The 10,800-nt window shown below is 70.4% G+C and carries 7 protein-coding genes; 3 read left to right on the forward strand and 4 right to left on the reverse strand.

What is annotated here, in order from left to right; translation table 11 throughout:
• Positions 1 to 228, reverse strand: coding sequence for a hypothetical protein (locus tag ACFC0D_RS31750; RefSeq protein ID WP_376443413.1), 228 nt, complete (start codon positions 226 to 228; stop codon positions 1 to 3).
• Positions 212 to 463, reverse strand: coding sequence for a DUF6400 family protein (locus ACFC0D_RS31755; RefSeq protein ID WP_376443416.1), 252 nt, complete (start codon positions 461 to 463; stop codon positions 212 to 214). Before ACFC0D_RS31755 ends, ACFC0D_RS31750 begins: the two co-directional genes overlap by 17 nt.
• Before the next feature lie 304 nt (positions 464 to 767).
• On the opposite strand from ACFC0D_RS31755, the gene ACFC0D_RS31760 reads away from it, so the two are divergent.
• Both ACFC0D_RS31760 and ACFC0D_RS31765 read left to right on the forward strand, forming a co-directional pair.
• On the forward strand, positions 768 to 2,849 hold the full coding sequence (locus tag ACFC0D_RS31760) for a SpoIIE family protein phosphatase (protein ID WP_376443419.1): 2,082 nt from the start codon (positions 768 to 770) through the stop codon (positions 2,847 to 2,849).
• A gap of 80 nt (positions 2,850 to 2,929) precedes the next feature.
• The gene (locus tag ACFC0D_RS31765) at positions 2,930 to 4,729 is read left to right on the forward strand and encodes a SpoIIE family protein phosphatase (RefSeq protein ID WP_376443421.1); all 1,800 of its coding nucleotides are present in this window, start codon (positions 2,930 to 2,932) and stop codon (positions 4,727 to 4,729) included.
• A gap of 65 nt (positions 4,730 to 4,794) precedes the next feature.
• On the opposite strand, the gene ACFC0D_RS31770 is transcribed toward ACFC0D_RS31765, so the two are convergent.
• Positions 4,795 to 6,996 carry an OmpL47-type beta-barrel domain-containing protein gene (locus ACFC0D_RS31770; protein WP_376443424.1) on the reverse strand — a complete coding sequence of 734 codons (2,202 nt, stop codon included), beginning with the start codon at positions 6,994 to 6,996 and terminating at the stop codon, positions 4,795 to 4,797.
• Between the two features lie 2 nt (positions 6,997 to 6,998).
• Positions 6,999 to 9,491, reverse strand: a complete 2,493-nt coding sequence (locus tag ACFC0D_RS31775) for a ThuA domain-containing protein (RefSeq protein WP_376443427.1) — start codon at positions 9,489 to 9,491, stop codon at positions 6,999 to 7,001.
• A 196-nt stretch (positions 9,492 to 9,687) separates the two neighbouring features.
• Between ACFC0D_RS31775 and ACFC0D_RS31780 the strand changes: the two genes are divergently transcribed.
• Positions 9,688 to 10,713: a multicopper oxidase domain-containing protein gene (locus tag ACFC0D_RS31780; RefSeq protein WP_376443430.1), complete on the forward strand. Its 1,026-nt coding sequence runs from the start codon at positions 9,688 to 9,690 to the stop codon at positions 10,711 to 10,713.
• The last annotated feature ends 87 nt before the right edge of the window (positions 10,714 to 10,800 follow it).

A 10,800-nucleotide genomic window follows, 5' to 3' on the forward strand; every position in this document is an offset into this window, starting at 1 on the left:
TCAGCCCCGGGTGCGGCGGTGGCGCGAGGTGTCGAGGGTCCAGGTGTGGGTGCAGTTCGGGCACTGCAGATGGACCCTGGGCCCCTCGTTGGCGATCAGGTAGCGCCAGTGTTCCGAACAGTTGCGGCGCTGCGCGCAGGGCTCGCAGCCGCGCGCGTCGTCGCACCCCGGACAGGCGACCCAGGCCCGGCGGGCCCGGTCCGCATGGGGATCAATGGGAAGCCGCACGGCCCGGCTCCTGTCCCGGCAGCACACCCGCCGCCACCAGCATGTCGTGGATCCGCTGCTGCTCGGCGTCCAGTCCCGAGTAGAGCAGGGCGTGCGCGGCCTCCTCCTCCCGCAGGACGGCGACCGGGTCCCAGTCGTGCCCCAGCGCCGCAACCACCTCGGCGCGTCGGCGGGCCTCCTCGGCGGTGAGGTCGATGGTGAAGGTGACGTGGTCGGGATCAGGGCCCTGGTTCATGGCGAGTGCTTTCGGCGAAATCGAACAGGATTCGCCACGTCTACCAGAGCGGGCGCCGGGTCCGGAAGGGGGAAGCGCCTCCGGCGACTGTGGCACATCTCATGTAAAACCGGACACGCCCGGTGGCGGCCCGTCACTGCCGCGCCCGTCCGTACGGGAGCGCCGCCGGGCCACCGGCGCGACGATGGGGGTGTGGGACGTACGACCGCAGGTCCTTCGGCCCCCGAAGGAGGCTCGCGGTCGGTCCGTACGACGCACGTGGCCGCTCGTCGGCCGGTCCCTGAGCGTGAACGGAGGGCACCGGATGAGTGAGCAACCGATCGAGGAGCTGATCAGCGTGGCCGCTCAGCAGGCCGGCGGCTGGCTGGGGTCCTTGGCGGTGGCGCAGGTGGCCACCGCGGCCGACGGGACGGTGGTCCGCTGGAACCACGGCGCCCAGGAGCTCCTCGGTTACGCTCCGCCGCAGGTGGTGGGGCGGCACATCTCCGACCTCCTTCATCCGGGTGCCGACCGCAGCCTCGGCCGTTCGCTGTGGGAGACCGCGTCCACCGGGCGCGGCGTGATGGGGACGGTCACCGCCTGGCACCACGACGACTACCCGCTGGAGCTGGAGATCTGGGCCTGCCCCGTCCCCGACCGGCGCCGCGGCGCCTCGGCGGTGCTGATCTTCGCCGCCGAAGCGCACACGACCCGCCGGATCCGCGGAACCTCGGCGGTGTGGGACGGCCTGTTCGCCCGCTCCCCGGTCGGCATCGGACTCCTCGACACCGAACTCCGTTTCCTGAGGGTCAACCCGGCGCTCGAGGAGATGAACGGCCTGACGGAATCCGCCCACGTCGGGCGACGCCTCAGCGAGCTGCTGCCCGACGTCAACGCGGGCGAGATCGAGGACGCGATGCGCCAGGCCCTGGCCTTCGGAGAGCCCGTACTGGACCGGCAACGCACCGGTCGTACCCCGGCGGACCCCGATCACGAGCACGTCTGGTCGTGCTCGTACGTGAGAATGGAGGACCCCGGCGGCCGGCCGATCGGTGTGGTCGCCACCCTCGTCGACGTCACCGCCCAGCACCGTGACCACGTCGAGGCGGAGGCCGGGCGGCGCAGGCTCGCCCTGCTGAGCGAGGCCAGCTCCCGCATGGGAGCCAGTCTCGACATGGAACGCACGGCCCAGGAACTGGCCGACCTCGCCGTGCCGCAGCTGGCCGACGCCGTCACCGTCGACATCCTGGACAGCCTCGCCCGCGGCGACGAACCGGGCCCGGGGCTCGCCGGTGGCGTCGACGTACGGCGTCTGGGAAAGGCGCCTCTGGCCGGTACCGCGATCACGCGTCTCCTCGCCCCGCTCGGCCGTACGCTCACGTTCCCGGCCCATGCCCCGTACACGCAGGCCATCAAGGCTCGCCAGCCGTATCTGATCGCCCACATGGACGAGCAGACCATCGCGCCGGCGGCCCGTCACTCGGCCGTCCCCGCCCAGCTGCTCAACAAGGGCGTGCACTCGTTCATGATGGTGCCGCTGGTCGCCCGCGACCTCGTTCTCGGCGTGGCCACCTTCTGCCGCACCCGACCCGGGGCACCGTACGGATCCGAGGACATCACCCTCGCCGGCGAGCTCACCACCCGCGCCGCCGTCAGCATCGACAACGCGCGGCTGTACCAGCACGAGCACGAGACCGCCGTCGTCCTCCAGCGCAGCATGCTGCCGCAACACCTCACGCCGCCGCCGGGCATCGAGATCGCCCACCGCTATCTGCCCGCGAGCGACATCAACGAGGTCGGAGGCGACTGGTACGACGTACTGCCCCTCCCCGGCGGCAAGGCGGCTCTGGCCATCGGGGACGTGATGGGCCACGGAATCGCCGCCGCCGCGGTCATGGGCCGGCTCTCGGCGACCGTGAGGGCCCTGTCACGCCTCGACATGCCCCCGGTCGCCCTGATGTACCAGCTCGAAGCCACCCTCGCCGACCTCGCCGAGCCGATGCTCGCCACCTTCCTCTACGTGGTCTGCGACCCCGCCACCGGCCACTGCACCATCACCCGCGCCGGCCATCCGCCCCCCGCCGTACTGGAGCCCGACGGCAGGGCCTACATCCTTCCGACCGCTTCCGGCGTCCCGCTGGGCGTCGGCGGAGTCGACTTCACGACGACCGAAGCCACGTTCCCCGCCGGCAGCCTCCTCGTCCTCTACACCGACGGTCTCATCGAAGGCCGCGGCACCGACCTCGACGAACGCTTCGGCGATCTGATCCGCCTGCTCACCGAACCCCAGACCTCACTGGACCACGTCTGCGATTCCCTGATCACCCGCCTCGTCCCCGGCTCCGCCGACGACGACATCACCCTGCTCACCGCCCGCGTCACACCCCCACCGGCCAAGTCCCCGTAGCATCCGGCCCGTCGAGCCGCAGGAGGCCGGTGCATGATGTGCATCAACAGCGGTCGAGTTCCTGTCTGGAGGCCGAACGAGTGAACGGTGGCAACGGGAGACGGCGCCTCACCAGCCGTGCCTCGGCCGCGAAGGGCGCAGCGGTCCATCGCTCGGCCGGTGCCCGCAGGCGGCTCGGCGGGAGCGGCGGCGAAGTACCCCTCGACCGGCTCACCACGCGCGGCCGGCTCGCCTGGCTGAACTCCGCGGGCTCCAGGATCGGTACCACCCTCGACCTGGAGCGCACCGCCCAGGAGCTGGCCGAGTTCACCGTGCCCGGCTTCGCCGACGGGGCCGCCGTCGACATCCTGGAGACTGTCCTGCGGGGCGACGAGGGTTCCCGATGGACCGGTACGGGCGTCCCGGTCATGCGGGCCATCGCGCTGTCCTCCGTCGAGGAGCTGTCCTCCCTGGAGCCCACCCCCATCGGCGAGACCTTCGTCCGGTCGGAGGAGGCCCACGAGACGCTGCTCCACCGGTACTGCCTGCGCCAGGGCAGGCCGGTGCTGGTGAGCCGTATGCGGGACGACGACTTCAGCAAGGTCGCGCCGACGGAGAGCGCGGCGGCGCAGATGCGCGCCGCCGGAGTGCACAGCTACCTCGCGGTACCGCTGATCGCCCGCGGGCTGCTGCTCGGCAGCGCGGACTTCGTACGTGGCCCCGGCACACGGCCGTTCTCCTCCACGGACCTCGCACTGGCCGAGCAGCTCGCCTCCCAGGCCGCCGTCTACATCGACAACGCCCGGCTCTACGGTCGCGAGCGCGAGCACGTCGTCTCGTTGCAGCGCACACTGCTGCCGCGCGCGACGCCGGTGACGCCCGGGCTGCGGGTGCAGGCCGAGTACGCGCCCTCTACGGCCCATCACGGGGTGGGCGGGGACTGGTACGACGTCATGGCCCTGCCCGGCGGACGTACGGCTCTCATGGTGGGCGACGTGATGGGGCACGGGCTTCCCGCCGCCGCCACCATGGGGCGCCTGCGGGCGGTCGCCCGCACCCTGATGACCCTGGACATGGCTCCGGAGCGCGTGCTGGCCCGGCTCGACCTCGCCACCCGCGACCTGGAGGACGAGCAGGTCGCCACCTTCCTCTGCGCGGTCTTCGACCCGGCCGACTCGACCTACACGCTGGCCAGCGCCGGGCACCTGCCCCCGCTGCTCCTCGACGGACAGGGCTCGGCCGAGTTCGTGGACGTGCCGATCGGCGCGCCGCTCGGCGCGGGAGTGATCCCGTACGACCCGGTCCGTCTGAAGGTCCCGGCGAGTGGCCATCTGGTCATGTACTCGGACGGCCTCGTCAAGTCCCGGCACGCGGACCTGGACCACCAGCTGGAGCGTCTCCGGTCGGCGGCTCGTGGCCTGTCGGCCGAGGCTCTCGAAGGCGGCGGCCTGATCGCGTGCGCCCCCGCGGACACCCCCCGGTTCGACGAGGCCGTGGTCCTCGTCGCCACGACCGCCTCGGGCACCCCGGGCGAGCTGTGCGAGTGGCAGCTGCCGCGGGAAGGGCGCGCCGCGTCCGTCGCCCGGGGCCTGGTCACGGACCAGCTCACCGCGTGGGACCTCGCGGAGCTCGCCGACATCTGCGAACTCGTCGTCTCGGAGCTCGTGGGCAACGCCCTGCGGTACGGCAACGGCCCCGGCCGACTCCGGCTGCTGCGCGGCGAGCGCCTCGTCGTGGAGGTTTCGGACACGGGCCCCGACCTGCCCCAGATCCAGCACGCGGACCTCAGCGACGAGGGCGGCCGGGGGCTCCAGCTCATCAACATGCTGTGCCGCAGATGGGGCTCCTGCCGCACCGTGACCGGCAAGGTGGTCTGGGCGGAGCAGAACCTGCCCCAGTGACCCGAACCGCCCCGGCCCCTCTCCCGGCAGGGGAGAGGGGCCGGGGCCGACGGGCCTCACGCGGTCTACAACTCCTTCACCCGGATGTTCCGGTAGGAGATGACGTCCGTCGTGCCGTGGACCTGGAGCCCGATGTAGCCGGAGGCGTAGCGTCGGCCGTCCGTGCCCGGGTCGTCGCCACGCGGGGGCTGGAAGACCTGACCACCGGTGTTGTCGAACTCGTTGATCAGCTTGCCGTTGCGGAAGACCGAGTAGTGCTGGCCCTCCACGCGGATCTCGTAGTCGTTCCAGGTGCCCTTGGGCGTCACCCCTGCGCCGGCGAGGCCCACGCGGTCGAAGCCGTAGACCGAACCCGTCTTGTACATGTCGCCGTCGGGCCGGTCGAGGACCTGGATCTCATGGCCGTACTTGATGGCGACCCACTCCGGACGGGTCTCCTCGGGGTTGCCGTGGACGTACGGGAAGCGCACGAAGACACCGCCGTTGGCGTTGCCCGCTCCCGGGGCGTCGTCGCGCCACTGGAGCTTGAGCGAGAGGTCCCCGTACTGCCGCTGCGGGAACCACAGCATGCCCATGCCCGGCACCGTGGTGCTGCTGGTCATGGCACCGTCCGCGCTCAGCGCGAACTGCCCGCCTCCGACGTGCTGCCACTTCGAGAAGCTTGCCGCGGTGCCGTCGAACAGATCGCGGTATCCCTCGGTCTGGCCCGGCTTGCCGATGCCCGACTGCTTGGCCGCCCGGTAGATCTTCTTGTGCTCGCGGGTGTCGATGACACCGTCGGCGAGCAGCCGGTCGATCACCGTGTCGACGTGCTTGAGGAACAGCGCGTGCGAGGACCAGTCCTTCTCGTCCTCGATGAGCTCGTTGACCGTGCAGCGGCTGTTCGTCATCCGGTTCGGGACGCCGGTGTCGACTGTCCCGACGATGACGGTCGACCGCTCGTCGAACTCCGGGCAGTTGGGCGCGGGCACCCCGCCGCCCTCGGCGACGGTGAAGGCGGTACTCCTCGCCGTGGAGGTGTTGCCCGCCTTGTCCGTCGCCCGGTACAGCACCGTGTGGTGGCCGACGCGGTCGACGATCACCGGGGTGGTGTAGGCGAGATACGGGCCGCCGTCGAGCGAGTACTCGATCCGGTCGACGCCCGAATCCGCGTCGGTCGCCGACAGCGTGACGGTGGCGCTGGTGATGTACGCCCCGTCGGAGTTGCGCACGCCGGCGACGGAGGCCGAGGCCTCGGGGGCGGTGGTGTCGGGGTCGGGCTGCGTCACGACCGTGAAGCCGACGGACTTCTCGGCCGCGGTGTTGCCCGCCTTGTCGCCGGCCTTGTAGCGGACGGTGTGGGTGCCCGCCTCGTGCACCATCACGGGGGCGGTGTACGGCTGCCAGGCGCCGTCGCCGATCGCGTACTCGATGGTGTTGACGCCCGAACCGGTGTCGGACGCGGTGACCGTCACCGTGGCCATGTCGAGATAGCGGCCCTGGTCGTCCTGTTCGCCGGTCACGGTCGCCGAGGTCTCCGGCGCCGTCGTGTCGTCGGTGGGCGGGGCGACGACGGTGAACGCGGCGGTCTTCTCTGCGGCCGTGTTGCCCGCCTTGTCGCTCGCCCGATAGCGGATCGTGTGGGCGCCGACCTGGTCGACGACGACCGGGACGGTGTACGGCTGCCACGGGCCGTCGGCGCCGACCGCGTACTCGACCTTGTCGACGCCCGAACCGGCGTCCGTCGCGCCGAGCGTGACCGTCGCCTGGCCGACGTAGGCGCCCTCGGCGTTGCGGTCGCCCTCGACCTTCGCGGTGGTCTCCGGAGCGGTGGTGTCCTCGCCGCCGCCCTCGGTGACGGTGAGGATGCCCTGCATCTGGCCGTGGCCGGGGATCGTGCACTTGAAGAGGTACCGGCCCGGGGTCAGCGTCACCTCGGCCGTGTGCCGGCCGCCGTTCGCGTCGCTCGGGTTGGCCAGGATGTTGAGCGGGACGTCGTTGTTGTACTCGGGGTCGGAGACGTCGAACGTCAGGGTGTGCGGCATGCCGGTGGTGTTGCCGGTGGCCGTGCTGTTCTCGAAGACGATGGTCGTCGGGCCGGCCACCGCCGTGGTGGGGAACTCCAGATAGCGGTCGATCGGATCGCCGGCCTTCCAGGTCAGCACCTGGGCCGCGGCGTTCCGCCGTCCGTCGTCGGACCTGCCGTAGGCGGATGCCGAGGTCAGTCCCACGATCATCGCGACGGCGGCCAGCAGGGCCGCCCACAGCCTCGGGCCTCTGTGTCTCATGGTCACCGCGCCGCCTTCCTTGCCAGCTGGTCCGCGGCCGGGGTGGGCCCGCCGCCCTTGTAGGTCACGCGCCACAGCGCGGAGTCGGGGTGGGAGGTGAAGAAGCCGCGCCCGTAGTCGAGGACGTACAGCGAGCCGTCGGGGGCGAACTTCCAGTCCATCAGGTTGCGGATGCCACCCTGCCCGACCGGGATGATCTTCTTCAGCGACTCGGCGTGCACCGGCATGCCGCCCTTGCCGACGGTCTTCGGATCGGTCAGCACGGCGTGCCGCGGCTGCTCCCCGTCGTAGAAGTCACCGACGAACCACTTGCCGTCCCAGTACGACGGCCACTTCACGGTCGAGTCGCTCGCCGCGTCGTAGCGGTAGAGCGGGCCGTTCATGGTCGCCTGCCCGCCGCCCTTGAGCCACGGGAGCAGCAGCTTCTGCTCCTCCTGCTTGTAGCTCGGGATGCCGTTGGCGTCCCGCGGGTAGTCCACGCCGCCGCCCTGGGGCGAGTACCAGATCGTGTTCGCCGTCACCGGCGGCAGGTTCACGAGGCCGTCGTTGTTCGGCGACTCGTTCTTCGGTGCGTTGCAGTCGTACCAGCCGAGCGGCTTGCTCGGATCGGTCGGGCCGCGGTCCCGGTAGGGCTGCTTGTTGCCCATGCAGTACGGCCAGCCGTGGTTGCCCGGCTTGGTGATCGCGGCGAACGTGTCGTACTTGGCGGGGCCCCAGGTCGTCGACGGCGCGCCCGCGTCGGGGCCGACCCAGCCGGCGTAGAGGATGTCGGTCGTCCTGTCGACGGAGATGCGCGCGGGGTTGCGCACGCCCATCACGTAGATCTCGCCGCGGGTCTTCCCGCCGCCCTCGTCGGTCTCCTCGCCCGTGAACAGATTGCCCGCGGGGAGGGTGTAGGTGCCGTCGTCCTCGGGGTGGATCCGCAGGATCTTGCCGTTGAGGTTGTTGGTGTTGCCGGCGGTGCGGCGCGCGTCCGCGAAGGAGACGCCCTTGAAGTTCGGGGCGGGGTTGTTGCCCGAGTAACCACCGCTGGACCCCGATGAGTTGGTGTCCCCGGTGGCGATGTAGAGGTTGCCCTTGGAGTCCCAGGCCATCCCGCCGCCCGCGTGGCAGCAGCTGTGGATCTGGACCGGCCAGCTCAGCAGCACCTTCTCGCTCGCCAGGTCGAGCCGGTTCGTCGCGAGGTCGAGGGTGAAGCGGGAGACCCTCCGCTCGCCCATGTGCGCGTCGCGGTCGATGCGGGAGTGAGGCGTGTAGTGCAGATAGACCCAGCCGTTGGTCATGAAGTCGGGGTCGAGCTCGATGCCGAGCAGCCCCTCCTCGTTCTTGACCAGTTCGTCGCCGCCGCCCTTGTTGCCGAAGACGGTGAGCGCGCCGGCCTTGGTGACCTGCTTGGTCTTCGGGTCGTAGACGTGGACCTCGCCGTTCCCCTTGCCGATGTCCGGGTTGTTCCAGTCCGTGACCACCGGCACACTGGAGTCGGCGCCGCCGCGGCCGATGTACAGGATGCGCCCGTCGGGAGCGGTGACCAGGCCGTGGGGCTCGCCTATCTGGTCGTTCTGGCCGGGCTGGTTGGGCTTGGTGACGCGCTCGGCGGTGTAGTTGGCGTCGATGGTCGCCTTGCAGTCCGCCTGGGAGATGCGGGCGGTCCAGGCGATCGCACCCCGCAGATGGTCGCGGAAGTCGGCCTCGGCGTAGCTGTCGACGGTTCCGCCCATCGCGGTGTAGAAGGACCGGCCGCCGTCGTAGTCACGGCACCAGGACACCGGGTGGTCCCAGCCGTTCGGCTTGGCCACGGGCTGGTACGAGCCTTCCCTGACCCGCGCCACGGTGTGGACGGTGCCGGACGGGTTGCGGTCCCAGTTGAACCACTTGTCGGGCCGCTTCCACTCCAGCGGAAGGGACTTGGTGGCCGGGTGCTGTCGGTCGCCGACCTCCACCACCGCACGCTGGGCGCTGCTCGGAGCGCCGGTTGGCCGTGCGCCGACCAGGCCGGTGTACCAGGTGGAGTACGGCTCGGTGCGCGCCGCCTCGTGGACGCCGACGAATCCGCCGCCCGCCTCCATGTAGGCCTCGAGACCGGCCTCCTGTTCCGGGTCGAGCACATCGCCGCCCCCGGTCAGGAACACCACCGCGTTGTACCTGCCGAGTCGCTTGGCGTCGGTGAAGACAGCCGGGTCGTCGGTGGCCTCCGTTCGGTAGCGTCCGGCGGTCGGACCGGTCAGCCCGATGGTCTCGACGGCAGCGATGCCCGCGTCGACCGTCGGCGACTCCTCGGTCGCCGACCCGTGGAAGACGAGTACCCGTACGTTCGCGCCGCCTGGTGGAGACGGAAGCGACAACGTTGTCGAGGCCATGGTCGACGGCGGATCCGGATACGGTCTGGCCGAGGCGGAGGCTCCGCCGAGCAGCGAAGCGGTCAGGGCCCCGGCCCCAAGTACCGCCACCGCGAAGCCTGTTCTTGATCTCGCTTGGTGATGTGGTGTGCGCTTCATGGGTCACCCATCCCTCTGAGGTCACAACAACAGCCGTTGAAGCTAGACCTCTTTGCTCGGTTCGCCAATACCTATGACCGCAAAGGAACGAACTTTGTCCTGAGCGTGGAGAAACTGGAGTCGTCCCGCTACCGTGTGGGCCGTCCCCAGGGGCCCTTCGCCCCGTCAATCTCCACCGAGAAGCGGAGAGTTCGGCATGGACAGACGCAGCTTCAACCGTCGCCTGCTCGCAGGCGGAGCCGTCGCCGCGACCGGCGTGACATCGTTGTCTCTCACCTCCGCCTCCAGCGCCACACCCGTCGCGGCAGCCACACCGAGAACTGCCCCGGCCGGCGGGCAGATACGCCATCTCAAGCTGTACGCCGAGAAGTTGGCCGACGGACGAATGGGCTACGGCCTGGAGAAGGGCAAGGCCACCGTTCCCGGCCCGCCGATCGAGCTCAACGAGGGCGACACGATCCACATCGAGTTCGAGAACCTGATGGACGTCCCCGTGAGCCTCCACCCGCACGGCGTGGACTACGACATCGACAACGACGGTACGAGGATGAGCGGAAGCCACGTCGAACCGGGCGCAACCCGCACGTACACCTGGCGCACCCATGCCCCCGGCCGTCGCTCCGACGGCACCTGGCGCCCGGGCAGCGCCGGGTACTGGCACTACCACGACCATGTCGTGGGCACGGATCACGGCACCGGAGGCATCCGCAAGGGCCTGTACGGTGCCTTGGTGGTGCGCCGCAAGGGCGACATCCTCCCGGACAAGCAGTTCACCATCGTCTTCAACGACATGACGATCAACAACCGGCCGGCGTCCGATCCGCCCAACTTCCTTGCCACGGTGGGTGATCGGGTGGAGATCGTCATGATCACGCATGGCGAGTACTATCACACGTTCCATATGCACGGTCACCGCTGGGCCGACAACCGCACCGGGCTCCTGGCCGGCCCGGAGGACGTGAGCCGGGTGATAGACAACAAGATCACCGGTCCGGCGGACTCGTTCGGATTCCAGATCATCGCGGGCGAGCAGGTCGGAGCCGGGGCCTGGATGTACCACTGTCACGTGCAGAGCCACTCCGACATGGGCATGGCCGGCCTCTTCCTGGTGGCCAAGCCGGACGGCACCGTGCCGGGCCACGGAGACCACGGAACCCACAACGCGGGGGCTGCGAAGGGGGAGTCGGCCGCGCAGACCTCCGGTGGTACCCACCATCACTGAGGCCCGGTGAGGGAGCACTCGAGGCTCGCGGGGTGGGTGACGCTCCGACAGAAGGGGCGGCGCGCCGGAGCCCTCACGCTCCGGCTG

Source organism: Streptomyces sp. NPDC056222 (genome assembly GCF_042264065.1).
Classification (GTDB): domain Bacteria; phylum Actinomycetota; class Actinomycetes; order Streptomycetales; family Streptomycetaceae; genus Streptomyces.

Bases quoted from the DNA above. Each gene is read 5' to 3' on its own strand.
- ACFC0D_RS31755 (WP_376443416.1), bottom strand. From the start codon at position 463: ATGAACCAGGGCCCTGATCCCGACCACGTCACCTTCACCATCGACCTC.
- ACFC0D_RS31760 (WP_376443419.1), top strand. From the start codon at position 768: ATGAGTGAGCAACCGATCGAGGAGCTGATCAGCGTGGCCGCTCAGCAG.
- ACFC0D_RS31770 (WP_376443424.1), bottom strand. From the start codon at position 6,996: ATGAGACACAGAGGCCCGAGGCTGTGGGCGGCCCTGCTGGCCGCCGTC.
- ACFC0D_RS31775 (WP_376443427.1), bottom strand. From the start codon at position 9,491: ATGAAGCGCACACCACATCACCAAGCGAGATCAAGAACAGGCTTCGCG.
- ACFC0D_RS31780 (WP_376443430.1), top strand. From the start codon at position 9,688: ATGGACAGACGCAGCTTCAACCGTCGCCTGCTCGCAGGCGGAGCCGTC.